The 22,316-nt window shown below is 69.3% G+C and carries 23 protein-coding genes; 8 read left to right on the top strand and 15 right to left on the bottom strand.

Annotation, left to right across the window (positions count from 1 at the left end; translation table 11 throughout):
* The first annotated feature begins 29 nt into the window (after nt 1-29).
* The gene (locus tag AVR91_RS08610) at nt 30-1,553 is read left to right on the top strand and encodes a phytoene desaturase family protein (RefSeq protein WP_063273112.1); all 1,524 of its coding nucleotides are present in this window, start codon (nt 30-32) and stop codon (nt 1,551-1,553) included.
* Nucleotides 1,554-1,614: 61 nt separating this feature from the next.
* Here the strand turns inward: AVR91_RS08610 and AVR91_RS08605 are convergent, their stop codons facing one another.
* Nucleotides 1,615-3,066 (bottom strand): trypsin-like serine protease, encoded by a 1,452-nt coding sequence (locus AVR91_RS08605; protein WP_063273113.1) that lies wholly within the window; start codon nt 3,064-3,066, stop codon nt 1,615-1,617.
* Nucleotides 3,067-3,153: 87 nt separating this feature from the next.
* Nucleotides 3,154-3,909 (bottom strand): peroxide stress protein YaaA, encoded by a 756-nt coding sequence (gene yaaA / locus AVR91_RS08600; RefSeq protein ID WP_063273138.1) that lies wholly within the window; start codon nt 3,907-3,909, stop codon nt 3,154-3,156.
* Nucleotides 3,910-3,968: 59 nt separating this feature from the next.
* On the opposite strand from yaaA, the gene AVR91_RS08595 reads away from it, so the two are divergent.
* On the top strand, nt 3,969-4,937 hold the full coding sequence (locus AVR91_RS08595; RefSeq protein WP_063273114.1) for a GNAT family N-acetyltransferase: 969 nt from the start codon (nt 3,969-3,971) through the stop codon (nt 4,935-4,937).
* Between the two features lie 73 nt (nt 4,938-5,010).
* Complete coding sequence (locus tag AVR91_RS08590; RefSeq protein WP_063273115.1) at nt 5,011-5,946, top strand: phosphotransferase family protein; 936 nt, start codon at nt 5,011-5,013, stop codon at nt 5,944-5,946.
* Nucleotides 5,947-6,230: 284 nt separating this feature from the next.
* On the opposite strand, the gene AVR91_RS08585 is transcribed toward AVR91_RS08590, so the two are convergent.
* Both AVR91_RS08585 and AVR91_RS08580 read right to left on the bottom strand, forming a co-directional pair.
* A complete protein-coding gene (locus AVR91_RS08585; RefSeq protein WP_063273116.1) occupies nt 6,231-7,136 on the bottom strand; it encodes a 2-hydroxyacid dehydrogenase in 906 nt (301 codons plus the stop codon).
* A 28-nt stretch (nt 7,137-7,164) separates the two neighbouring features.
* Entirely contained in the window at nt 7,165-7,521 is a 357-nt protein-coding gene (locus AVR91_RS08580) for a VOC family protein (protein WP_063273117.1), read from the bottom strand.
* Nucleotides 7,522-7,647: 126 nt separating this feature from the next.
* On the opposite strand from AVR91_RS08580, the gene AVR91_RS08575 reads away from it, so the two are divergent.
* Together AVR91_RS08575 and AVR91_RS08570 are read left to right on the top strand one after the other, a co-directional pair.
* Nucleotides 7,648-9,396: a proline--tRNA ligase gene (locus AVR91_RS08575; RefSeq protein WP_063273118.1), complete on the top strand. Its 1,749-nt coding sequence runs from the start codon at nt 7,648-7,650 to the stop codon at nt 9,394-9,396.
* Nucleotides 9,396-10,322, top strand: a complete 927-nt coding sequence (locus AVR91_RS08570; protein WP_063273119.1) for a hypothetical protein — start codon at nt 9,396-9,398, stop codon at nt 10,320-10,322. The genes AVR91_RS08575 and AVR91_RS08570 overlap by 1 nt, the downstream gene beginning before the upstream one ends.
* On the opposite strand, the gene AVR91_RS08565 is transcribed toward AVR91_RS08570, so the two are convergent.
* The 4 genes from AVR91_RS08565 to AVR91_RS08550 all read right to left on the bottom strand — a co-directional run bounded on the left by AVR91_RS08565 (nt 10,259) and on the right by AVR91_RS08550 (nt 14,968).
* The gene (locus tag AVR91_RS08565; RefSeq protein WP_143253934.1) at nt 10,259-12,433 is read right to left on the bottom strand and encodes a bifunctional lysylphosphatidylglycerol flippase/synthetase MprF; all 2,175 of its coding nucleotides are present in this window, start codon (nt 12,431-12,433) and stop codon (nt 10,259-10,261) included. The genes AVR91_RS08570 and AVR91_RS08565 overlap by 64 nt on opposite strands.
* Nucleotides 12,434-12,504: 71 nt before the next feature.
* Nucleotides 12,505-13,260 (bottom strand): hypothetical protein, encoded by a 756-nt coding sequence (locus tag AVR91_RS08560; RefSeq protein WP_228709159.1) that lies wholly within the window; start codon nt 13,258-13,260, stop codon nt 12,505-12,507.
* A 79-nt stretch (nt 13,261-13,339) separates the two neighbouring features.
* Nucleotides 13,340-14,272, bottom strand: coding sequence for a hypothetical protein (locus AVR91_RS08555; RefSeq protein WP_063273121.1), 933 nt, complete (start codon nt 14,270-14,272; stop codon nt 13,340-13,342).
* A gap of 9 nt (nt 14,273-14,281) precedes the next feature.
* A complete protein-coding gene (locus AVR91_RS08550; RefSeq protein WP_016336147.1) occupies nt 14,282-14,968 on the bottom strand; it encodes an HAD hydrolase-like protein in 687 nt (228 codons plus the stop codon).
* A 127-nt stretch (nt 14,969-15,095) separates the two neighbouring features.
* Between AVR91_RS08550 and AVR91_RS08545 the strand changes: the two genes are divergently transcribed.
* A complete protein-coding gene (locus AVR91_RS08545; RefSeq protein WP_063273122.1) occupies nt 15,096-16,094 on the top strand; it encodes an ABC transporter permease in 999 nt (332 codons plus the stop codon).
* On the opposite strand, the gene AVR91_RS08540 is transcribed toward AVR91_RS08545, so the two are convergent.
* From AVR91_RS08540 to AVR91_RS08530, 3 genes are read right to left on the bottom strand one after another with little or no spacing between them, the layout of a single operon-like run.
* A complete protein-coding gene (locus tag AVR91_RS08540; RefSeq protein ID WP_043848289.1) occupies nt 16,032-16,442 on the bottom strand; it encodes a secondary thiamine-phosphate synthase enzyme YjbQ in 411 nt (136 codons plus the stop codon). The two genes, AVR91_RS08545 and AVR91_RS08540, sit on opposite strands and share 63 nt — an antisense overlap.
* A gap of 5 nt (nt 16,443-16,447) precedes the next feature.
* Nucleotides 16,448-17,257 (bottom strand): DUF3626 domain-containing protein, encoded by an 810-nt coding sequence (locus AVR91_RS08535; RefSeq protein WP_211282678.1) that lies wholly within the window; start codon nt 17,255-17,257, stop codon nt 16,448-16,450.
* A gap of 10 nt (nt 17,258-17,267) precedes the next feature.
* A complete protein-coding gene (locus tag AVR91_RS08530) occupies nt 17,268-17,831 on the bottom strand; it encodes a helix-turn-helix domain-containing protein (protein ID WP_063273123.1) in 564 nt (187 codons plus the stop codon).
* Between the two features lie 31 nt (nt 17,832-17,862).
* Between AVR91_RS08530 and AVR91_RS08525 the strand changes: the two genes are divergently transcribed.
* Nucleotides 17,863-18,393 (top strand): GNAT family N-acetyltransferase, encoded by a 531-nt coding sequence (locus AVR91_RS08525; RefSeq protein ID WP_063273124.1) that lies wholly within the window; start codon nt 17,863-17,865, stop codon nt 18,391-18,393.
* A 28-nt stretch (nt 18,394-18,421) separates the two neighbouring features.
* Complete coding sequence (locus tag AVR91_RS08520) at nt 18,422-18,883, top strand: AAA family ATPase (RefSeq protein ID WP_228709158.1); 462 nt, start codon at nt 18,422-18,424, stop codon at nt 18,881-18,883.
* Here AVR91_RS08520 and AVR91_RS08515 read toward each other — a convergent pair.
* The 4 genes from AVR91_RS08515 to AVR91_RS08500 form a co-directional block, all read right to left on the bottom strand.
* Nucleotides 18,880-19,524: a response regulator transcription factor gene (locus AVR91_RS08515; RefSeq protein ID WP_037342386.1), complete on the bottom strand. Its 645-nt coding sequence runs from the start codon at nt 19,522-19,524 to the stop codon at nt 18,880-18,882. The two genes, AVR91_RS08520 and AVR91_RS08515, sit on opposite strands and share 4 nt — an antisense overlap.
* An 8-nt stretch (nt 19,525-19,532) precedes the next feature.
* Nucleotides 19,533-20,795, bottom strand: a complete 1,263-nt coding sequence (locus AVR91_RS08510) for a sensor histidine kinase (RefSeq protein WP_063273125.1) — start codon at nt 20,793-20,795, stop codon at nt 19,533-19,535.
* A 177-nt stretch (nt 20,796-20,972) separates the two neighbouring features.
* Nucleotides 20,973-21,188 carry a hypothetical protein gene (locus AVR91_RS08505; protein ID WP_063273126.1) on the bottom strand — a complete coding sequence of 72 codons (216 nt, stop codon included), beginning with the start codon at nt 21,186-21,188 and terminating at the stop codon, nt 20,973-20,975.
* Between the two features lie 10 nt (nt 21,189-21,198).
* Nucleotides 21,199-22,314: a fatty acid desaturase family protein gene (locus AVR91_RS08500; protein WP_063273127.1), complete on the bottom strand. Its 1,116-nt coding sequence runs from the start codon at nt 22,312-22,314 to the stop codon at nt 21,199-21,201.
* Nucleotides 22,315-22,316 lie beyond the last annotated feature (2 nt).

Below are 22,316 nucleotides of genomic sequence, written 5' to 3'. Positions count from 1 at the left end.
GCGCACTGTCGTTTTCGCTGGGAGGCTTGATGGAGTCCTACGATGCCGTGATCGTCGGAGGCGGGCACAACGGACTGGTGGCCGCGGCCTACCTGGCCAGGGCCGGCCGCTCGGTGCTCGTGCTGGAACGGCGCGACGAGGTCGGCGGCGCGGCGGTCTCCTTCCGGGCGTTCCCCGGCGTCGACGTCCGGCTGTCGCGGTACTCGTACCTGGTGAGCCTGCTGCCCCGCAAGATCGTCGCGGAGCTCGGGCTCGGCGTCGATCTCCGGCGGCGGCGGATGTCGTCGTACACCCCGGTCGGCGACGGCGGTCTCCTTGTCGACACGGGCGACGACGGCCGGACCGCGGCGTCGTTCTCCGCGCTCACCGGGTCCACAAAGGACTTCGAGGCGTGGCAACGGTTCTACGCGATGACGTCCCAGGTCGCGAAACGGACTTTCCCCACTCTGACCGAGCCGCTGGTCTCCAAGGAGGAGCTGCGCTCGGGAATCGAGCGCCAGGCGTGGTACGCGCTGTTCGAACGGCCGATCTCGGAAACGCTCACCGGGATGTTCGGCGACGACACCGTGCGCGGCGTCGTCCTGACCGACGCGCTGATCGGCACCTTCGCCGGAGCCGGTGATTTCCGGCAGAACCTTTGCCTGCTCTACCACGTGATCGGCAACGGGACCGGCGACTGGGACGTGCCGGTGGGCGGGATGGGCGCGGTGACCGGGGCGCTCGCGTCGGCCGCGTCTTCCGCCGGGGCACGGCTGACGACCGGCGCCGAAGTGTCGTCGATCGACCCCGGTGGCACAGTGCGCTACCGGCGCGGCGACGACGAGTTCGTAGTGCGTGGCGGGCACGTGCTGGCCAACGTCGCGCCGCGGACGCTCGCGCGGCTGCTGGGAGAGGAGTCGCCGGAAGCACCGGAAGGCGCGCAGCTCAAGGTGAACATGGTGCTGTCACGATTGCCGCGGTTGCGCGATTCGGGTGTCGATCCGCGGGAGGCCTTCGGTGGGACGTTCCACGTCAACGAGGGCTACGAGCAGTTGGCGACGGCCTACGACGAGGCCGCCGCGGGCCGGATCCCGTCGTTGCCGCCGTGCGAGATCTACTGTCACTCGCTGACCGACCCGTCGATCCTCGGCCCGGCCGAACAGGCCGCCGGAGTGCAGACGCTGACGTTGTTCGGGCTGCACATGCCCGCCCGCCTGTTCGAGGGGCGCAACGATGCCGCGCGTGACGAGGCTTTGCGCGCGACTTTGTCCTCTTTGGACAGTGTACTGGCCGAGCCGATCGAGGACTGTGTGCTGCGCGCGCCGGACGGCCGGTTGTGCGTCGAGGCGAAAACGCCGCTGGATCTCGAAGCCGAGCTGGGGCTGCCCGCGGGACACATCTTCCATCGGGATCTCTCGTGGCCCTATGCCGTGGACGACGCTCAGGTCGGGCTTTGGGGCGTCGAGACGGCACACGAGCGGGTGCTGCTCTGCGGCGCCGGGGCCGTGCGGGGCGGTGGCGTCTCGGGTATTCCCGGGCACAACGCCGCGATGGCGGTGCTGGCCCGATCCTGAAACGTCATGAAAGGGTCGTTCAGGACGAAACATGTCCTGAACGACCCTTTCATGACACTCGCTACTGGACGGTGAGGGTGTAGGTGGCGGTGGCGGTCTTGCCCGTCGAGTCCGTCGCGGTGACGGTCACCGGATACGTGCCCCGTTGGAAGGGCGCGACGACCTGCATGGTCGAACTGCCGCCGCTCGAGATCGTCTTCGGGTTGAAGAACGGGGCGAACGGCAACCCCTGCCCGGACGCCGACAGCGTGATCGTGCCCGTGCCTCCGGTGGCGGAAACCATGACGTTGCTGAAGAAACCGGGTTGCGAGGTTCCGCTGGTGGGGCTCAAGCCCACCTTCAGGTCACCGGGCTGCGGCGCGCCGTCGCCGACGGTCAGGGTCAGGTTCGTGGTCGCGGTGTCGGTGGTTCCCTTGCCCGAGATCGTGACCGCGTAATCCTTTTCGGCCGTCCCGGCCGGAACCTCGATGCTCACCTTCGCGGATTCACCCGAGGTGATGGACGAGGGCTGGAACGTCGCCGTCGCACCTTCCGGGAGCCCCGATGCGCTGAGGTCCACCTTCTCCGCGCCGTTCTTGCCCGGCTTGCTGGTCACCGTGGCCGAAACGTACTTGCCAGGCTCGACCTTGAGCGAGGAGGGCGTCACCCCGAGCGAGAACTTCTCCGGGTTCTGCGGCTCGCCGATCTGCTGCTTGACCCAGTCGCCCATCTCGTTGTTGAGCCTGCCGTACACGCTGTACCACTTGAAGTCGCTACGGCTCCACGACGCGACGCCGACGATCTTGCCGTCCACGATGAGCGGCCCGCCGCTGTCACCCGGAAGGATCGTGACGCGGCCGTCGCTGTAGCCGCTGCAGATCATCGTGGCGTCTTTGAAGCCCGCGCCGACGCCGTTGCAGTTGCTGCCCTGCACGATCGGCAGGGTGAATTTGTGCAGTTCGACGTTGCGGGTGTCGTCGTTGTGGTCCTTCTTGCCGTAACCGAGGCCCAGCCCGGACTTGCCCGGCTGGTTCAGGCCCGTGTCGGCCGACGTCGCGACCTTCGCGTACTGGCCGCCCGGCACCGGGATGTCGGCGTCGGTGGTGACCACCGCGACGTCGTAGCCCTGGTCGAAGTTGACGTACTTCGGGTGCTTTTCGTAGCTGACGACGCCGATCCGCGTTCCGCCACCGGCGTTCAGGTCGTCGAGCCCGTAGAGGAACGACTTCTCACCGGCCGCGTCCTTGCAGTGCGCGGCGATCAGGATCTTGCGCGGCGCGACGACCGAGCCCGTGCAGGTCTGCCCCTGCGGTCGCGTCCCGCCCTCGCGCAGGCCCGCGATGATGAACGGGTGGTCCTTGACCGAGGCGGGGGTGCCGCCGATGGAGTTCGTGTGCAGTCCACCGGGGACGACCGCTTGATCAGTCGGGGTGACGGCGGGCAGGTTCGCGGCGGCCGCCGGAGCGGGCAGGAGGACCGAGAGGCAGCCGAGGGTGGCGGTGGCGATCCCCAGTAGCCGTTGTCTTCTGTTCACGGTGGTTCCTTTCCAGGTGGCTGGAAATCACTTTCCGCATCCGCGCCTGGAGGAACAACCGAGGAAGAAGCCCGTAGGGGTACGGAACTAATGCGCTCCGTCGCCGGTCAGCAGCTCGATACTGTGGTCACCGGTGCGTTCGACGTCGAGACCGGCCTTCGACAGCACGCGCATCAGTTGTTCCACAGTGGACGGTTCGCTGCGGGACTTCACCAGCTCGGCCGCCAGCCGTCCCTTGTACGCCTTGTTGAAGTGACTCACCGTGGTCCGGTTGCCCTTCGCGTCCTCGGTCACGACGCGCACGGTCACCGCGTCCGGGCGGAGCTTCGCCAGCGCCGAGTAGGTGCCGGAACGCAGGTCGACGACGAGACCGTCGATGCCCTGGAGCACCGGTTCGAGGATCGGTTTCCACACGCTGCGGACGGTCCCCAGCGACGGCAGGGCGTTGCCGCCGGAAAGCCGGTACGCGGGGATCGGGTCGGTGGCCGCGACCACTCCGAACAGTGCCGAAGCGACGGCGAGGCGCTTCTCGGCTTTCGCCAGCGTCGCCTTGGTGAAGGACTTCACGTCGAGCGCGTCGTAAAGGACTCCGGTGTAGCGGCGCAGCGCGGGCATCGTGGGCGAGGTCCACAGTTCGGCGTTGCGCGCGACCTCGTCGGCCTGCCGCGGCGTGATACCGAGCGCGGCGACACTGGCCGGGACGTCACCCGCCAGCTCTGCCAGCGCGTCGGCCAGCTTTGCCCGGACCGGGTTCAGTTCCGGGAACGACAGCGCGTCGAGGTCCAGCGGCGCGCCGGTGCCGCCGGCGGCCTTGGTCTCGGAAGGGGGGAGGAGCACGAGCACCACGGAAGCGTAACTAAATGGGGTGCGTCACCCCGAGGCGCGGGCTTAGCCTCGTCCGCATGAGCCTGACCTGGCGCCCGCTGACCATGGACGACATGCCGCGACTGGCCGAGACCTTCGCCGAGGCGGAGCGTGTCGAGCCGATCGAGGAGCACTACAGCGCGGAGGATCTCGCCGAAGAGATCGGTACGCCGACCGTCGACCTGCCGACCGCGTCCACGAGCGCGTGGGACGGCGACACGCTGGTCGCCTACGGTCTGCTCCGCAAGCGCGACGCGGCGGATCCGGTGCACATGATGCGGGTCGAGACGCTCGTCCACCCCGCTCACCGGGACGACGCGATCGCCGCGCACCTCATCGGCTGGTTCGAGGAAGCGGGCAAGGAACTCCACGCGAAGTCCCATCCGGACGTGCCACTGGAACTGCACGCCGCGGCCAACACCAAACAGCGCTGGCTCTCCGAGGTACTCGTGAAGGGCGGGTACGCGCACGCCCGGTGGTTCGTCGACATGCGAGCCGACCTCGGCTCGATCCCGCCGGCGAAACCGCTGCCCGAGGAGTTCCCGCTCGTCGCGTACGAGCAGAAGTACGAAGCCCTCACGCTGCGGTCCCGTAACGAGACCTTCGCCGACCATTGGGGGAGCACGGAGCAGTCCCCGGAGGCCTGGCGGCATCTGGTCGTCGGTGCGAAGGACTTCCAGCCGCACCTGTCGTTCCTGCTGCTGAGCCCGGACAGGGACCGGGTGGTCGCGATGGTGCTGAGCGCCCACTTCGCCTCCGATACGGCGGCCACCGGCGTGAAGGATCTGTACGTCAGCCACGTCGCGACCGACGCGAGCCTTCGCGGGCGCGGGATCGCGGGTGCGCTGCTCGGGCACACGCTCGTCCAGGCCAAGGCCAAGGGTTTCCAGCGGGCTTCGCTCAACGTCGACCAGGACAACACGCACCGCGCTCTCGGGGTTTACGAACGGGTCGGGTTCAGCGAGTTCCAGCGCTGGGCCGGGTACGTGAAGCCCGTTCCGACCTGACCGGTTGCCACCCGAAAGGGTGGATTTCGGTACAGTCGATCTTCTCGGAGAGATCGCTGGGGGTGGTAGGGCGTTGCCGGTTTCCGCACGCCTCGGCTGGCACGACCTCCCCTCGGCGACGCGTGACGCCGTCGAGCGTGAGCTCGGGTCGATGGTCCGTCGTTCGTTGTGGCAGACCCCGGAATTCGACGGCGGTGTCTCGGCGCGGCTCGAACTCGAACGCGGTCACCGCTGGGTCTTCCTGAAGGCGATCCCGGCGGGCAGCCCGCGCGCGGGCGGCTACCGGACGGAGGCCGCCATCGCGCGACGGCTTCCCCCGGAAGCGCCGACGCCGAAGCTACTGTCCTTTGTGGACGGTGAATGGCTGGTGCTCGTGTTCGCCGACTTCGACGGCACCAGGCCGAACCTGCGCCCAGGATCGCCGGACCTCTCCGCGGTGCTGGCCACCTTCGGCGCGCTCGGGCGCACGCTCACCCCGTGCCCGCTGCCCGACGTGCCGGACGCGCTCGACGATCTCGGCCCGCTCCTGCGCGGCTGGCACGAACTCGCGAAGGAACGCCCCGGCGACCTCGACGAATGGGCCGTCCGCAATCTCGACCGGCTCGTCCAGCTGGAGACGTCGTGGCATCCCTGGTCGGCCGGGGACACGTTGCTGCACAACGACATCCAGCCCGAATACCTGGTGCGGACCGGGCCGGGCCGGGTGCTCGTCACGAACTGGCGCTATCCGGCGAGGGGCGCGGGCTGGCTCGATCTGGTCGCGCTCGTCCCGTACCTGCTCGACGCCGGGCACGAGCCCGCCGACGTCGACCGGCTGCTCCGGCGCCGCCCGGTGCTGACCGGTATCCCGGTCTGGGCGGTCACCGCTTTCGGTGTCGCACTGGCCGGGCACGCCGAACGCGCTTGCCGGTTGCCGGAACCGCCCGCGACGACGGGGGTGCGTGCGGCGCAGCGCCGTCTCGCGGGTGCGATGCGGGAGTGGCTCGCTTACCGGACCCACTGGCAGTAGCGCCTGGGCGGCTCGTGAGCGGCTCGGCGGCGGTTCTGGACCTTGATCAAGCTCCTCGACCCGAGCAATCCGTGGTCGTCAGCTGGGCTGAAGGGAGCTTTCACTGCGTCCGATGCGGCGAAAGGCCCCTTCGCGACTTGGCGCTCTGTTCGCCTTACCGCCCCGGATCTGGCGAGGCATCGGGGCACCGATCACGTTGCGAAAGCCACTTTCGCAACCTTCAACGTTGCGAAAGTGGCTTTCGCAACGCTTCGAGCGCGGGTGGCGGCACTGCGGGGCGGTTTCTAACCACTCACGAGGTTCAGCGGCTCTTCCCCGGCGGCGTATCGGCGCAGCTGCTCGGCGACCAGCCGCTTCGCGCGCGGGTAGAACGACGCCGACCCGCCCGCGATATGCGGCGTGATGATCACGCCCGGCGAACTCCACAGCGGATGCCCGGCGGGCAGCGGTTCCGGGTCGACGACGTCGAGCGCGGCGCGCAACCGCCCGGAGACGGTCTCGGCCGTGAGCGCCGAGGTGTCGATCGCCGAGCCCCGCCCGACGTTCACCACCAGCGCGCCGTCCGGCAGCGCGGCGAGTTCCGCGGCGCCGAACAGACCCATCGTCGCGGGCGTTTCGGGCAGGATCAGCACCACGATGTCGGCGGACGGCAGCAGCTCGGCCAGCTCGCCGACGCCGTGCACCCGCTCCGCGGGCCGGGCCGTGCTCGCCACCCTGGTCACGATCGCCTCGGCCGCGACCAGCTGCCGCTCGACGGCCTGGCCGATCGAGCCGTGGCCGACCAGCAGCACCCGGCTGTCGGCGAGCGAGCGCGTGTGCTCGCGATCCCACGACGCCGTCGCCTGCTGCGCGAACCAGCGCGGCAGATCCCGCTGCGAAGCGTGGATCAGCGCCAGCGCGTGCTCGGCCACGCTCAGGTCGTGCAGGCCGCGGCCGTTGGCCAGCTTCACACCCGCCGGCACCAGCGGGATCAGCTTCTCCACCCCGGCCGACAACGACTGCACGAGCTTCAACGACGGAAGCCGGGAGAGCAGCTTCATCGGCTCGGCGCCGGTGTCGTACGGCAGCACGTAGACCTCGACGTCATCGAGACCCTCGTCCGGCAGCGGGCCCAAGCCGTCGTAGAGCCGCGCGCTCAGCCCTTCGGGCAGCTCGATGTCGGACCAGGGCAGGATGGCTCGCTCCGTCATGCCGCCATTCTGGCCATCGCGACCTCCGTCAGCCCTCGTGGGTCGCGACGCAGAATTCGTTGCCGACGGGATCGGCCAGCACCGTCCAGGCGAAACCCGGCATCTTGTGCTCGTCGAGCTTCTTCGCGCCCAGTCCGATCAGGCGTCCCACCTCCTTCTCCATGTCGTCGGTCCCGAAGTCCACGTGGACCCGGTTCTTGCCGGCCCGCTCCTCCGGCACCCGCTGGAAGGCGAACACCGGCCCGTTCTCCTTCTTGGCGTGCAGGATCAGGAACTCGCCGCCGTGGTCCTGATCCACCTCGACCTCCAGCGCCTTCGTCCAGAACGCCGCGAGCCCGCGCGGATCCGCGCAGTCGATCGTGATCATGCCCAGTTCGATGCCCATGACGGCACGCTAGCGGCGCCCACCGACAAAACCGGGCGCCCGCGATAACCGGTTGAACCGGCCCGGGGCGGGGTGACTACGCTGCGCAGAACGTCTAAGCACGTAATTCCAGCGAGGAGCCCAGAAGTGATCACCAGGATGTCGTCGTTGTTCCTTCGCACCCTGCGTGAGGATCCGGCGGACGCCGAGGTACCGAGCCACCGGCTCCTGGTACGCGCCGGCTACGTCCGCCGGGTGGCCCCGGGTGGCTACTCCTGGCTGCCGCTGGGCCTGCGGGTGCTGCGCCGGATCGAGAACGTCGTCCGCGACGAGATGAACGCGATCGGCGCGCAGGAGATCCAGTTCCCCGCGCTGCTGCCGAAGGAGCCTTACGAGGCCACCGGCCGTTGGACCGAGTACGGCGACGCCCTGTTCCGCCTCAAGGACCGCAAGGGCGCGGACTATCTCCTCGGCCCGACGCACGAAGAGCTCTTCGCGCTCACCGTGAAGGGTGAATACAGCTCGTACAAGGACTACCCGGTCGTCCTGTACCAAATCCAGACGAAGTACCGCGACGAGGCGCGCCCCCGCGCCGGCATCCTGCGCGGGCGCGAGTTCGTCATGAAGGACTCCTACTCCTTCGACCTCGACGACGAGGGCCTGAGCAAGTCGTACGAGCTGCACCGCCAGGCCTACACCAAGCTGTTCGACCGGCTCGGCATCGAGTACGTCGTCGTGAAGGCGACCTCCGGCGCGATGGGCGGCTCGGCCTCCGAGGAGTTCCTCGCCGTCGCCGAGACGGGTGAGGACACCTACGTCCGCAGCACCGAATCGGGTTACGCGGCCAACGTCGAAGCGGTCACCACGCCCGCTCCCGAGGCGAAGCCGATCGAGGGCCTGCCCGAGGCGAAGGTCCACCACACGCCGGACACCCCGACCATCGAGTCCCTGGTCGCGTTCCTCAACAACGCCGATCTCGGCCGCACCTTCACCGCCGCGGACACGCTCAAGAACGTCCTGGTGAAGACCCGCCAGCCGGGCGCGAAGGAGTGGGAGCTGCTGGCCATCGGCCTCCCCGGCGACCGCGAGGTCGACCCGAAGCGTCTCGAAGCGTCGCTCGAGCCCGCCGAGTTCGAGCTGCTCGACGAGGCCGACTTCGCGAAGAACCCCTTCCTCGTCAAGGGCTACATCGGCCCGAAGGCGCTGAAGGACAACGGTGTCCGCTACCTGCTCGACCCCCGTGTCGTCGACGGCACCGCCTGGGTCACCGGCGCCGACGAGCGCGACCACCACGTGGTCGACCTGGTCGCGGGCCGCGACTTCACCGGTGACGGCACGATCGAGGCCGCCGAGGTCCGCGAGGGCGACGCGTCGCCCGACGGCAAGGGCACCCTGGTCGCCGCGCGCGGTATCGAGATCGGGCACATCTTCCAGCTGGGCCGCAAGTACGCGGACGCGTTCGAGCTCGACGCGCTGGGCCCCGACTCCAAGCCCATCCGCATCACGATGGGTTCGTACGGTGTCGGCGTCTCACGGCTGGTCGGCGTGCTCGCCGAGCAGAACCACGACGACCTCGGCATCGTCTGGCCGCGCGAGGTCTCGCCGTTCGACGTGCACGTCGTCATCGCGGGCAAGGACGAGACGGTCGCCGCCGGTGCGGAGAAGCTCGCCGCCGAACTGGACGCCGCCGGGATCGAGGTCGTCCTCGACGACCGCAAGGCCACCCCGGGCGTGAAGTTCGCGGACGCCGAACTCGTCGGTGTGCCGACGATCCTCGTCGTCGGGCGCGGCCTGGCGAACGGGGTCGTCGAGGTCAAGGACCGCCGCACCGGCGACCGCGAGGAGATCGCCGTCGACGCGGTCGTGGAGCACCTGGTCAAGCTCGTCCGTTCGTAATGTTCGGCAAAAAGCGCGGGGACTCCCCGGGCTACGAGGACAACGCGGCGCTGGACGGGTTCGGGGGCTATCAGCCCTCGGACTCGTCCGGCTACACGCCCGCGTCCGAGACCCCGGCGCCTGAGCCAGAGCCGGAGAAGCCCGCGAAGCAGCCGATGTCGCGGAGCGGGCGAAGGGCCATGTACGGCTTCTTCGCGACGATCGGCGTCATCGCGGTGGCCGCGCTCGCGAACAACGGTGACCGGTCGTCGGAGAGCAGCGCGCCCACGACCAGGGCCCCGATCGTCTACACGCCTTCGCCTCGGGTCGTCGCGCCGCCGGTGACCGCGGGCTGGCAGTCGGTGGCCGGGAAGGACGGCGTCTACGCCTACGACGTCCCGCCGAACTGGACGCCGAAACCCGGCACGATCCACGGCTGGGAGAAGGGCACCCAGGTCCCGGGCATCACCATGGTCGCCAGCGCCTTCGTCGGGGAAGGCTATTGCCCGCAGGAGAAGCGAAGCAGGCTCGGCGGCAGTGGCGTGGCGAACATCAAGCTCGCCGACCCCGCCGCCGCGGCGAAGAAGGCGGCCGACGACCTCGCCGTCAGCGCCTACAACCCCGAGAACGGCCCGCTGACGGCCAAGATCACCGCGGAACCGCCCCAGACGACCGAGTTCACGCTCGGTACCGGCAAGAAGGTCCCCGCGAGCATCGTCCTCGCGGAGGTCGTCACCCCGCCGGGAGCGTGCGGCGCCCACCGCGCCTTGGTCGGCGTGATCGCGCCCCAGCTCGGCGAAGCCTCGGCGGCCCTGGCCGTCTATTCGGGCCAGGACGCGCCGGGCGGAGCGGATCGGGAGCTGATCCTGAAGATCCTCAAGACCTACCGGGGTGTCCCGGAAGCCGACCGCAAGACCATCACGCCGCCGCCTTCGACCCTGCGCTGAGGCTTCTTGCCCGACCTCGCGAGCTTCGCCAGCCGCAGCAGGCCGGTGTTCGGCAGGTACGCCCGGCCGAGCGCGATCCCGATCCGCGGCAGATCCGCCTCGTCGCGGAACGCGAGGTACAGCGGCACGTGGCGCGGCTGGAACTTCGCCTTGAACGCGTGCAGTGAACGGAAGCCGTAGAACGGCTCCATCATCGTGCCGAGCGCGTCGAGCACCCGCTCGACGGCGTGCGCCGGTTCGCCGGAGCTCGCCAGGGGAGCGCCGGACAGCGAAACGAACTTCGCGCCTTCTTCGCGGAAGGCCAGGCACGACGACGCGATCAGAAACTCCATCGACGGACGGAAACCGTCCGCGCGTTTGCGCATGACGTCGAGCGTCCAGCCGCCGATCGCGCCCGCACCGGTGTACACCGGCAGCCACGACGTCACGCCGTGGACCACGCCGTCGGCGTCCACCGCGAGACCGACCCGGGTCTCGGGATCCATCGCCTCGTCGACGCCGCCGAGGGTGAAGCCCATTTCCGGCATGCCCTTGTCGCCGATCCACTCCTCGGAGATCGCGCGGACCTGGGAGATCACCGCGCGCGGCTGGTCGGCCAGCCGGACGAGCCGGAACTCGATGCCGTCCTTCTTGGCGCGGTTGAGCGCGGTCCGCACGTCCTGCCAGCGCTTGCCGCGGAATTCCAGCGTTTCCAGCTCGATCAGGGTGTCTTCGGCGACCTGGACCTGCTTCCAGCCGAGCTCTTCGGTCTTGGCGGTGGTGTCGCCGGTGGCGGAGAACAGACACGGGACGAGACCGGTGTTCTCGCACATCGCGATGAACTCGGCGATCGTCCGGTCGGCGGCGCCGTCCGGGGCGATCGGGTCGCCGAGGGCGATGGCCACCCCGGCGTGGCGCCGGTAGGCGAGGTAGGACTTGCCGTCCGCGGCCACGAAGTACGAGTTCTGCGGCCAGGTCGTCATCCACGAAAGTGTGCTTCCACCGTGACGGCTGAGAAGCGTGCGCGCCAGCGCGGGGTTGCCCATCCGGCCGAGACGGCGGCGCTTCCGCCGCGACGGCACGCGGAAAGCGCCGCGCGAGGAGACCAGCAGCGCGAATTCGACCGTCCACAGCAGGTTGTCCACGAAGAACAGCGGCGGGTCCACCACTCCGGCGTCCTCGCCGAAGATCTCCGCGAGCGTCAGCACCCCGCCGTAGACCATCACCTGGAGGATGACGAACGACGTCAGGATCATCGCGCACCACCAGGCGACCTGGCTGCCCTTGCGCAGGCCGTTCATGATCGGCACCACGATCAGGCACAGGACGACGACTTCCCAGGTGGACAGCGAAAGTTCTTCGGACGAACCGAAGGGACCGTTGCCCGGCACGAAGGACATCACCAGTTCGGCGACCGTCAGCACCAGCAGACCGGCCATCACGTAGAACCGCCACTCGCGCAGGCTCGGCCGCCGTTCGCGCGAGGATTCCTTGGCACCGACGAACTTCCGCCCGAACGGCAGCGCGAGGACGAGGGCGAAGAAATGCACGAGGTCGGCCAGCGTGCCGACGAAGATGATCGCGACGCCGGCGTAGACGCACAGCCCGGCGCGCAGGCGCAGACGCCATGGCGGGCGCAGGGTGGCGCTGGCGACCGCGACCGCGGCGAGCGCGCCGCCGGAGAACCCGACGTCGAGGCTGCCCGCGACGCGTTCCGCCCATTCCCAGCCGGAATTGCGGCTCAGGGCCAGGAACTGGACCGCCACCAGCACGCTGACGAACTGGCCGCCGATGGCGACGGTCATCGCCCGGCGCGTGCCGAGCCGCCATTCCGCGAACCCGGCGAACAACGCGAAGCTGAGCACCATCGGCAGGTAGTACAGCGGGACGACCGCGAACAGCGGTCCGGTGAACAAGGTCCACCACCGGCCTGTTTCGAGCGACGGCAGCCCATACGCGATGTACGGGTACACCGCGCGGTCCTCGGCCGCCGACCAGAGCGCGCCCGTGGCCAAGGCGAGCGCGAGCATGGTCAACGTGACGAGGCTCGTGAAAGGCAGCCGGTGCCTCAGCACCGTGGTGATCTTGCGCATCCGGCCCGGCGCGGCCGTCCCGCTTCCCCCTTTTGGCATGGAATTCAAATTAAGGGCGGGAGGTGCCTGGACACATCCGGCACGGGACCCATATTTCCCTTAGGGGAGTGCTACTCGCGACGGATGCTCTCACCCATCTTGAGGACGACGCTGCTGGCTATCGCACCGGGGATCCCCTGGTCCGCCAGTACCAGAAGGACGTGGTAGCGGCCCGATCCGGGCAGCGCGCGCAGCGGGAGGGCGATCGCGGTGATCGCGACCGAAGGCGCCGGGCACGGCCCGTCCGGGGCGGGGACGACGGTGGTGGTCACGGCGGTGGCGGTCGTCCCGCCGTCCAGGACGGGCACCGGCCCTGCCTTGCCGATCTCCGTCTTCGGGCCGTGTCCGTACGCCGCTTCGGCCCAGCGGATCGTCGTCTCCTCGGCGGCCTGGGCGAGGCCGCCGACCTCGCCCTCGTCGATGGTGGTGAACCCCGCCATCGCGCGCGCCGAGAGATCGGAGCCGGGACAGAAGGCGTGCCGGTACCGCGCGACGCCCTGCAAGGTGAGGAGGTCGCCGGACGGGGTTTCGTAGCCGATGGCGACGTCGGGCTCTTCGAGCTTCCAGTCCGGCGGGACGTCGTAGACGAGCGGGTGATCGTCGGACAGCACCGGTTGCCAGCCCGCGATCACCGGCTCGATCCGGGTGACGGGCACGGGGTCGGGCAGGACGAGATCGTGGGCGGACGGCGGCGGCGCGGTCTTGGCCTGATACGTGGCGGTGGTGCCGACGGCGAGGACGAGTACCAGCCCGAGGATTCCCAGCGTCGGCCTGAGACGCAGGCGGCGGCGCGGCGGAACGGTGTCCCGGACGACCGGGAGCGGCATCGTCTGTTCGGCTTCGGTTTCGAGCGGTTGCCCGGTGAGCGGATCGACGAANNTTCGTCGATCCGCTCACCGGGGCCGGTCATTGCTGAGGCCTCAGACTCGCGAGGATCTTCTGGGCGTCCGGCTCGGTCAGCGCGTCCGGGGTGCCCTGGTCGATGGCCATGACGAAGCAGATGGTCTGGTCGCCGGATTTGAACGCGGCGGAGGTGACCTTCACGCTCGGGGCGCGGCATTCCTCGGTTTCGGCCGGGGTGAACGTCCCCGTCGAGCTGACCGCCTGGATCGAGCCGCCCGCGATCGGCACCTGCGTGATGTCGGGCAGCGGGACTTCGGGCTTGCCGGTGGCGGCCTGGATCCAGAGCCGGACGGCGCCACGGGCGGCGTTCTCGACCGGGATCTGGTCCGCGGTGGCGAAGCCGACGACACCGCGGTTCGACCCGCGGACCTCCGGGCAGGCGCCGAGTTTGTACGTCGACGCCTCGTGGATGACCATCTTGAATTCGCCCTCGTTGTAGCCGACGATCTGGCCCGGCTCGGTCTCCCAGCCCGACGCGGGCAGGTCGTAGGCGGTTTTGTCCTTGACCGACAGGATCCCCTGCCAGCCGGGCGTCGTCGAGGGCACTTTGTTGTCTTTCGGCGCGCCGCTGCTCGTCGACGGCGGTTTCGTCGCCGAGGACGACGACGGCGGCGGCGCGGGCGCGGAGGAGGACGGCGGTGCCGCCTGGGGTTGCGGCTCTTCGCCGTCACGCAGGACGAAGAAGAGCGTGGCGCCGACGGCGATGACCAGCACGAGCGCGCCGAGGCCGATCCACAGGCCCTTCTTGCCGCCCTTCGGCGGCTCCGGCGCGAAACCCTGGTACGTCTGCTGCGGGAACTGCTGGAACCCCTGCTGCTGGTAACCCTGGTACTGCTGCTGGGGATCCTGCGGGTATCCCTGCTGCGGTGGGTACTGCTGATAGGGCTGCTGCGGTTGCTGCTCCGGCCAGCCGTTGCCGCCGCCTGGGTATGCCATGAAACGAGCTTAGTTGGCGCCCCCGAGCACGGCCGCACGTACCGCTACCAGGTCGGACAGGTCGCCGAGCACGGTGTGCGCGCCCGCGTCGGCCAGTTCCTCGGCGCTGAACTGCCCCGTCGCCACGGCCACCGCGACGGCGCCGTTGTCGAGCGCCGCACGCACGTCGTCCGGGGTGTCGCCGATGACCACGACCGACTCGGGCGCGAACTCGGTGCCGTGTTTCGCCGAGGCGTGGCCGACGGCGGCGGGCACCAGATCGGGCCGATGCGCCGAGAGCGAGCCGTAGCCGCCGATCTCGAAGTCGACGTGCTCGTGCAGATCGAACGCGGTCAGCTTGTGCACGGAGATCTCCGGCAGATTCCCGGTGACCAGTGTCTGGACGATGCCACCGTGCGTGGCGAAGGCGTTCAGCGCGTCTTTGGCGCCGGGGAGCGCCCGGCCGCTCGAAGACAGGGTCGGGGCGTGGCTTTCCGAGACCGCGATCAGCGCGAGCCACAGCTTGCGCACGTTCTCCTCGGTGGGCTCGACGCCGTGCGAGGTCAGGATGTCCGCGCTGATGGCGCGTTCGGTGCGGCCGCCGAAATTCGGCAAGGCCCGCAGTTCGACGCCGGCGACCTCGGCGAGCGCGGTCGTGTACCAGGCGGCGCCCACGCCGCGCAGGTCCACGAGGGTCTGGTCGATGTCCCACAGCACGAGCCGATGCGGAGTAGTCACGCGATCGACGGTACCGGTGAGCTTATTCAACGTCTGTTGACTTCTTCGCGGCCGAGGCCTACCTTGGCAGCTAATTCAACAAGTGACGAATAAATGGAGGACGGTCATGCCGAACCGTCGCCCCGCCGGGGCCTTCGCCTTGCTAGCCGCTGTGGCCGGTGCGCTGGTCGCCGCCGTACTCGGCTTTCTCACCTTCGGAGCGCAGGCCACCGTCGCTCCCGACGGTCTGCCTCTCGCCGTGGCCGCGCCCCCGGGACCGCTCCAGGCGGCCGCGAACGGGATCGCCTCCCATGGCGGAGGCCAGGTTTCGTGGCGGGTGACCTCACCCGAGGAAGCCCGGAAACTGCTGGAGGACAAGGAGGTCTACGGCGTCCTCGAACTTCCGTCGACGGTCGTGCTCTCCGGGGCGGTGAACCCGTCCGGGACGCAGATCGCGCAGCAGGCGCTGACCGGCGCCGCGCAGGCGCTCGGCGGGACGTCGAAGATCGAAACGCTCCATCCGGCGAGCGCGGCCGGCCGGGTCGCGCCGCTCGCACTCAGCGCGCTGGCGTGGGTCGGCTGCCTGATCGCGGGCGCCGTGCTGGTGCTGGCCGGACGGCGGATCGGCCGGGACGCGGGAGCCGCCGCGCGTCTCACGCAGATCGTTTCGGCGGGTGTGCTGGTCACCGCCGTGCTGGCCGGGTTCCTGAAACTGTGGGACTCCGCGCTCCCGCTCGGCTGGGACGTCCTCGGTTTCCTTTTCCTGGCCTCCACCGGATTCGCCGCCCTGCAGACCGGGCTGCTGAGGTTGCTGGGGGTGCGGGCGATGGCGATCCTCGGCCCGCTGTACCTGATCGCGCCCGCGGTCGCGGGCCAGGTACCGGAACTGCTGAACCCCGCATACCGCGCGGTGCTGTGGTCGTGGACGCCGTTCCGGTTCGCGGCGGAAGGGCTCCGGAGCCTGTTGCAGGGCGTGCCCGGCGCACCGGACGTCGCGACCGGGGTGTGGGTGCTCGCCGGGTTGCTCGTGGCAGGACTGGTGCTCGCGCTGTGGCCGGGCCGGTCAGCCCTCCAGCAGGCTGAAGCGGACACGCCGGACCGGGTTGTCCAGGTTGGTGTCCACTAGGCAGACCGACTGCCAGGTGCCGAGTGTCATCACCCCGCCGATCACCGGGATCGTCGCGAACGGCGGCAGCAGCGCGGGCAGGACGTGGTCACGGCCGTGACCGGGACTGCCGTGCTGGTGCCGCCAGCGGCCGTCGCGGGGAAGCAGGTCGTCGAGCGCCGTGAGCAGGTCTTCGTCGCTGCCGGCGCCGGTCTCGAGGATCGCCAGCCCGGACGTCGCGTGCGGGACGAAGACGTGCAGGATCCCGTCCTCGGCGTCCGCGTCGCGCAGGAAGGCCTCGGCGTCCTTGGTCAGGTCGTGCACCACGGCCACGCTGCCGGTGCGCACCTCGATCTCCGTGGAGTACATGCTCTTCACGGTAGTGCCCCGAAGCGCGCGACGTAGTGCCAGACGCGTTTGAGGGCTTGAGGGTCGACGTGCCGGGCTTCGCCGAGGACGCGTGGGTCGAGGTGGCCGTCTTCGGCCAGCGACCGGCCGAGTTCGACGAATTCGGCGCCGCGGTACGCCGGGTGCCGGTGGAGTTCCTCGGTGGACAGGCGGAAACCCGGATGCCATTCGACCGGACAGCCGAGGCGTGAAGCGGCCTTCTCCACGTCGGTGCCGCGGTGGCTCGGGTCGAGAACCAGCGCTTCGACGTCCGTCGTGAGGTCGACCGGGCCGTGGACGTGCGCCTCGATGTAGTCGTCGAGCAGATCGGTGTCGTCACGAGCCGCCAGCTCGATCAGTGCGGAAACCCTTGTGCCGTAGCCGAAATCCGCCGGATTCAACACGCTGTCGGGATAGCAGAACGTCGTCCTGCCGAGGGTGTGCGCGGCCATGCGGAAATGGGCGGAGCCGAATCTCGGTGCGCCGCCGGTCGGCCGGTGGCGGAAGTTCAACGCGCCGTACTTCGGCCGTTCGGCCGCGGGCGCGTCGTCGTAGGCGCCACCGAACATCCGGCTCTCCCAGTGCCAGCGGTCTCCGCCGGGACGTGCGGTGAGCCCGCCGTTGCTCGTCCCCGTTTCGAACTGATTGCGGTAGAAGCCGTCTTCGGCCATCGCGTCGAGCATCGGACGTCCGTCCACTGTGGATCTGTCGGGATGGAAGTGCAGCGTCACCGGCAAGCCGCGCTCATGCCCGCCGCGTGCTTTCGCCGCGACGTAGGCGAGGGCCCGGGACCGCATCGTCCGAGTATCAGGCGTGGCGCCGGGCGAGCGCGACCAGATATCGGACCGGTTCCCCGGTCGGATTGACGTAGGCGCAGGGCTGCGGGGTGCCGAGCTGCAGGCAATCGCCCGCGTCGAGTTCGTGCTCGACGTCGCCCTCGCGGAACCGCAGATGCCCGTCGAGCACCCAGATCTGGTGATGGGTTAGCACGTAGGTGTGGGCGGGGAAGGCGACCTCGGTGCCCGCGGGCAGTACGACCTCGACCAGCTCCAGCGGCCCGCCGAGCGAAGGCGAGACCGCGCGGCGCACGTACCCGGTGTCAGGGTCGGTCCAGGTCGGCTGATCGGCGGCGCGCACCAGCCGCCGGTCACCGTGTTCGGCGCGCGCGATCAGCTCGGACAACGTCATGCCGAGCGCGGCGGAAAGCCTGCTGAGCAGGACCGCCGTCGGCTGCGCCTCGCCGCGTTCGATCTTGCCGATCATCGCCCTGGACACACCCGAGGATTCGGCGAGGGCGTTGGCCGAAAGGTTCTGATCGAGTCTCGCGGCCTGGAGCGTCGCGGCGAGCGACGCGGACAAGGGATCCGACATGCTGCTCACTATAGTGGCAGCCTCGGCTACTATGGTCGCCATGGTGATCAGGGAAGCGACGGAAGCCGACGCGACGGCGTGCGCGGAGATCTACGCGCCGTATGTCACCGACACGGTGATCTCGTTCGAGACCGAGCCGCCCAAGCCGGACGAGATGGCCGAACGCATCGCCAAGGCGCAGAAATCGCATACCTGGCTTGTGCTCGAAGACGACGAAGGTCGCGTCGTCGGCTACGCCTACGGAGGCCCCTTCAGCGGCCGGCCGTCGTATCGCTGGTCTTGCGAGGTCAGTATCTATTTGGAGCTCGGCCGACGGAGGACCGGCGGCGGGCGCGCGCTCTATCAGGCGCTGCTGGACGAGCTGACGTCGCGCGGTTTCCGGAACTTCTGTGCGGGCATGGTGCTGCCGAACGACGCGAGCGCCGGGCTGCACCGCGCGCTGGGCTTCGAGCCGGTGGGGACGTACCGGCGGATCGGGTACAAGCACGGGGCCTGGCGGGATGTCGCGTGGGTGCAGCTTTGCCTGCCCGAGCTGGACGGGGTGCCGGTGGAGCCGCGGTAGTGGCCTTTCGCGCAGTAAACTCGCCGACGTGACAGTGATCCTGGTGACCGGTATGTCCGGCACCGGTAAGTCGACAGTCCTCGAAGCCTTGTCCCACAGAGGTTTCCGCACCGTCGACACCGACGTCGGCGGTTGGATCGCGGAGGAGCCGGGCGGGGAACCTCAATGGCATCCCGGCCGCATCGACGCCCTCATCACCGAGCACGAACGTTCCCGGGAGCCGCTCTTCCTCGCCGGGACCGTCTGGAACCAGCAGGACTTCTATCCGCGCTTCGACCACATCGTCCTGCTCAGTGCCCCGCTGGGCGTCATCCTCGGCCGCGTCGCGACCCGCGGCACCAATCCCTTCGGCAAAACCCCCGAAGAGCGCGCGCGAATCATCGCCGACACCGAAGAGATCGAGCCTTTGCTGAGGGAGTCGGCCACCGTCGAGATCGACACCACGCGCCCCCTCGCCGACGTCGTCGCGGAACTGGAAAGCCTGGTCTAGGACTCCAAGTACCGCAGCACGGCCAGAACCCGCCGGTTGTCCCCTTCGGACTGTGGCAGCGCCAGCTTCCCGAAGATGCTCGACACGTACTTCTCCACCGAGCCCGCCGAAAGGAACAGCGCCGCCGCGATGGCCGAGTTCGACCGGCCCTCGGCCATCAGGCCCAGCACCTCACGCTCCCGCGGCGTCAGCCCCGCGAGCGCGTCCGTCTTCCGGGTGGCGGTGAACAGCTGGCTGACCACTTCCGGGTCGAGCACGGTCTCACCCTCGGCCACCCGGCGAAGCGCGTCGAGGAAGTCCGACACCTCCGCGACGCGGTCCTTCAGCAGATAACCGACGCCGCCCGCGCGATCGGCCAGGAGTTCCGTCGCGTACTGCGTCTCGACGTACTGCGAGAACAGCAGGATCGCGCACCCCGGCAGCTCCGCGCGCAGCGCGATGGACGCGCGCAACCCTTCGTCCGTGTGCGTCGGCGGCATCCGGATATCCACAATGGACACGTCCGGCCGATGTTCGCGAACCGCTGCGCACAGACTGTCTCCGTCGGCGACGGCCGCGACGACCTCGTGCCCCCGAAGGTTCAGCAGTTCGACGAGCCCCGCCCGGAGGATGGCCGAATCCTCCGCGATCACGACGCGCACGCCGCCCCCTATTTCCGTAATGGTATTCCCGCGCTGATCACCGTAGGCCCTCCGACAGGGCTGTCGATGTCGAGCCCGCCGTCCACCGTCGCGAGCCGCTCGGCGATCCCGGCGAGCCCTCCGCCGCGTACCGGCCGGGCCCCGCCTTCACCGCCGTCGCGCACCACGAGCCGCAGGTCGTCGCCGACGATACCGACGTCGACCTCGATCGCGGAGGAAGTGTGCTTGGCGGCATTCGTCAGCAGTTCCGCGACGGTGAAGTAGGCGATGGTCTCGATCGACGGGGACGGCCTGCTCGGCAGGTCCACGGTGATCCGCGCGTCGATGCCCGAGCCCGCGGCCAAAGTGGACAGCGCGACGTCGAGGCCGGCGTCGAGCGCGGCGGGATGGATGCCGCGGGCGAGGTCACGAAGCTCGACAAGTGCCTGTTTCGCGTTGGCGTGCGCGGCGGTGATCAGGGCGGTGACCTGCTCGATGTCGCCGTCGCCCGCCAGTTCGTCCTTCGCGATGCCGAGCTTCATCGCCAGCGCGACCAGCTGCGCCTGCGCGCCGTCGTGCAGGTCGCGTTCGATCCGGCGCAGCCGCCGCGTCGCGTCGTCGACCGCGGTCGCGCGGCTGCGTTCGAGGTCGCGCACCCGCTTCGAAAGGTCCTCGGCGCCGAGGACGCCGCGCACCAGCAGCCGGTCGAACTCGGTGAGACCGCGGACCACCCACGGCATCGCCAGCAACACGGCCAGCCCGGTGACGGCGAGCGGCAGGGTGAGGGGCCAGGTGTCGACGCGCAGGTCGAACGTCGGCATGGCCTCGCCGTTCAGGGTGAACCAGAACAGCGGATAGCTCAGCGTGCTCACCGCGTACACGAACAGGCTCGCGACCAGGAAGAACTCGATCAACGACAGCGGCAGCCGGATCACCAGATAGGCGACCGACCGCCAGCCGAGCGGATCCCCGAGCCTGCCTTTGACGCCGTTCCAGAGGCCCGGCCGCAGTTCGGGCCGGGCGGGTGGGGTGACCGTCGTCCCGAGCAGGGCGCGCGCCAGACCGATGTGGGCGATGCCGATCAGCCTCGCGCCCGCCAGGACGCCGATGAGCACCGGAACCCCGATGGTCAGCAGGCTCAGGCCCGCACCGAGGAGCAGCCCGACAGCCACGAGCGCCACGAACGCCAGCGTCAGCGGCGCGCCGATGATCACCCAGACCAGCTCGCCCCAGTACGCGCGGTTCAGCTGCGCGCTGAGGACGCGTCCAGGCAGGGCGAGGCGGGTGATCACGGCTTCAGCTTGCCGTGGCCACCCGCCTCGTGCCCATCCAGGTTTCCCTAGTCTTCGCGGCCCTCGATACCGGGACTCGGTACAGGTGGTCGTGAGTGGCGATTCGGGTTAGAACCCGAATCGCCACTCACGACCACCCCGACGCACTCGGGACCGGCTCAGACGCGGTGGGTACCTCTAATCCGAATCGCCGTTCACGACCCGGCTCTCGTCCGCCTGCGCCCGCTGGGACGCCTCACGCATCTCGATGACGTCCGTCAGCCAGTCGCCGGTCTCGCGGGCGATGTCCCGGATCGCGCCGGTGATGATCGTCGCGATGTTGCCGATATGGGTGGCCGCGGACTCGGTGACCTCTTGGACCACGTCCTTGGTGCTTTCGAACTGACCGACCATGTCAGACACCTTAAGCCGCTCGGAGGGTCTTGTCGCTCTCCACGGTAGCCGCAGTCCGGGGTTCGCCGTTCCACGGAAGGGCCAGTTTCACGATCTTCTTGGCCACCGAGAACAGCTGCTTGTGCAGGGGACCGGTGTTGTACGGCAGGCCGTACTTCTCGCAGATCGCCCGCACCTCGCCCGCGATCTCCGGGTAGCGGCGCGCCGGGATGTCCGGGAAGAGGTGGTGCTCGATCTGGTGCGAGAGGTTCCCGGTCATGATATGGAAGAGCTTGCCGCCGGTGATGTTCGCCGAGCCGAGGATCTGCCGCAGGTACCACTGGCCGCGCGACTCGTTCTCGGTCTCCTCCTCGGTGAAGCTCTCGACGTCGGCGGGGAAGTGCCCGCAGAAGATGATCGAGAACGCCCACAGGTTGCGCGTCAGGTTCGCGGTGGCGTTGCCGAGGAAGGTCAGCGGCGCGAGCGGACCGGTCAGCAGCGGGAAGAGCACGTAGTCCTTGCCGACCTGGCGCCCGGCCTTGCGCACGATCTTCCGCAGCACCGGCTTGTTCTCGGCCCAGGTGCGTTCGCCCTTCGCGACCCGGTCGACCTCGAGGTCGTGCAGCATGACGCCCCACTGGAAGAACAGCGCGAGCAGCGTCGCGTACACCGGGTTGCCGAGGTAGTACGGGTTCCACTTCTGCGCCGGGTCCATCCGCAGGATGCCGTAACCGATGTCGCGGTCCTTGTCGAGGATGTTGGTGTAGGTGTGGTGGATGTAGTTGTGGGAATGGCGCCAGTTCTCCGAAGGCGCGACGGTGTCCCACTCGAACTGCTGGGAGCTCAGTGCCGGGTCGCGCGTCCAGTCGTACTGGCCGTGCATGACGTTGTGGCCGATCTCCATGTTGTCGAGGATCTTCGCCACCGAGAGCGCGGCGACGCCGGCGACCCAGGCGGGCGGGAAGAAGCCGGCGAACAGCAGCCCGCGGCCGGCGACCTCGAGCGCGCGCTGGGTCTTGATGACGTTGTGGATGTAGTCGACGTCCACCTGCCCGAGGTCGGCGACGATCCGCTGCCGGATCGCGTCCATCTCGCGGCCGAACTCCTCGACCTGTGCCGGGGTCAGCTTGTCCTGCAAGCCGGTCATGG

This window comes from Amycolatopsis keratiniphila subsp. keratiniphila (genome assembly GCF_001620365.2).
Lineage (GTDB): Bacteria > Actinomycetota > Actinomycetes > Mycobacteriales > Pseudonocardiaceae > Amycolatopsis > Amycolatopsis keratiniphila.
Note: the sequence above shows the minus strand (reverse complement) of the source record. Positions and strands in the feature narration are given on the sequence as shown.

Bases quoted from the DNA above. Each gene is read 5' to 3' on its own strand.
- AVR91_RS08610 (WP_063273112.1), top strand. From the start codon at position 30: ATGGAGTCCTACGATGCCGTGATCGTCGGAGGCGGGCACAACGGACTG.
- AVR91_RS08595 (WP_063273114.1), top strand. From the start codon at position 3,969: ATGAGCCTGACCTGGCGCCCGCTGACCATGGACGACATGCCGCGACTG.
- AVR91_RS08585 (WP_063273116.1), bottom strand. From the start codon at position 7,136: ATGACGGAGCGAGCCATCCTGCCCTGGTCCGACATCGAGCTGCCCGAA.
- AVR91_RS08580 (WP_063273117.1), bottom strand. From the start codon at position 7,521: ATGGGCATCGAACTGGGCATGATCACGATCGACTGCGCGGATCCGCGC.
- AVR91_RS08570 (WP_063273119.1), top strand. From the start codon at position 9,396: ATGTTCGGCAAAAAGCGCGGGGACTCCCCGGGCTACGAGGACAACGCG.
- AVR91_RS08565 (WP_143253934.1), bottom strand. From the start codon at position 12,433: ATGCCAAAAGGGGGAAGCGGGACGGCCGCGCCGGGCCGGATGCGCAAG.
- AVR91_RS08560 (WP_228709159.1), bottom strand. From the start codon at position 13,260: ATGCCGCTCCCGGTCGTCCGGGACACCGTTCCGCCGCGCCGCCGCCTG.
- AVR91_RS08555 (WP_063273121.1), bottom strand. From the start codon at position 14,272: ATGGCATACCCAGGCGGCGGCAACGGCTGGCCGGAGCAGCAACCGCAG.
- AVR91_RS08545 (WP_063273122.1), top strand. From the start codon at position 15,096: ATGCCGAACCGTCGCCCCGCCGGGGCCTTCGCCTTGCTAGCCGCTGTG.
- AVR91_RS08540 (WP_043848289.1), bottom strand. From the start codon at position 16,442: ATGTACTCCACGGAGATCGAGGTGCGCACCGGCAGCGTGGCCGTGGTG.
- AVR91_RS08535 (WP_211282678.1), bottom strand. From the start codon at position 17,257: ATGCGGTCCCGGGCCCTCGCCTACGTCGCGGCGAAAGCACGCGGCGGG.
- AVR91_RS08530 (WP_063273123.1), bottom strand. From the start codon at position 17,831: ATGTCGGATCCCTTGTCCGCGTCGCTCGCCGCGACGCTCCAGGCCGCG.
- AVR91_RS08525 (WP_063273124.1), top strand. From the start codon at position 17,863: ATGGTCGCCATGGTGATCAGGGAAGCGACGGAAGCCGACGCGACGGCG.
- AVR91_RS08505 (WP_063273126.1), bottom strand. From the start codon at position 21,188: ATGGTCGGTCAGTTCGAAAGCACCAAGGACGTGGTCCAAGAGGTCACC.
- AVR91_RS08500 (WP_063273127.1), bottom strand. From the start codon at position 22,314: ATGACCGGCTTGCAGGACAAGCTGACCCCGGCACAGGTCGAGGAGTTC.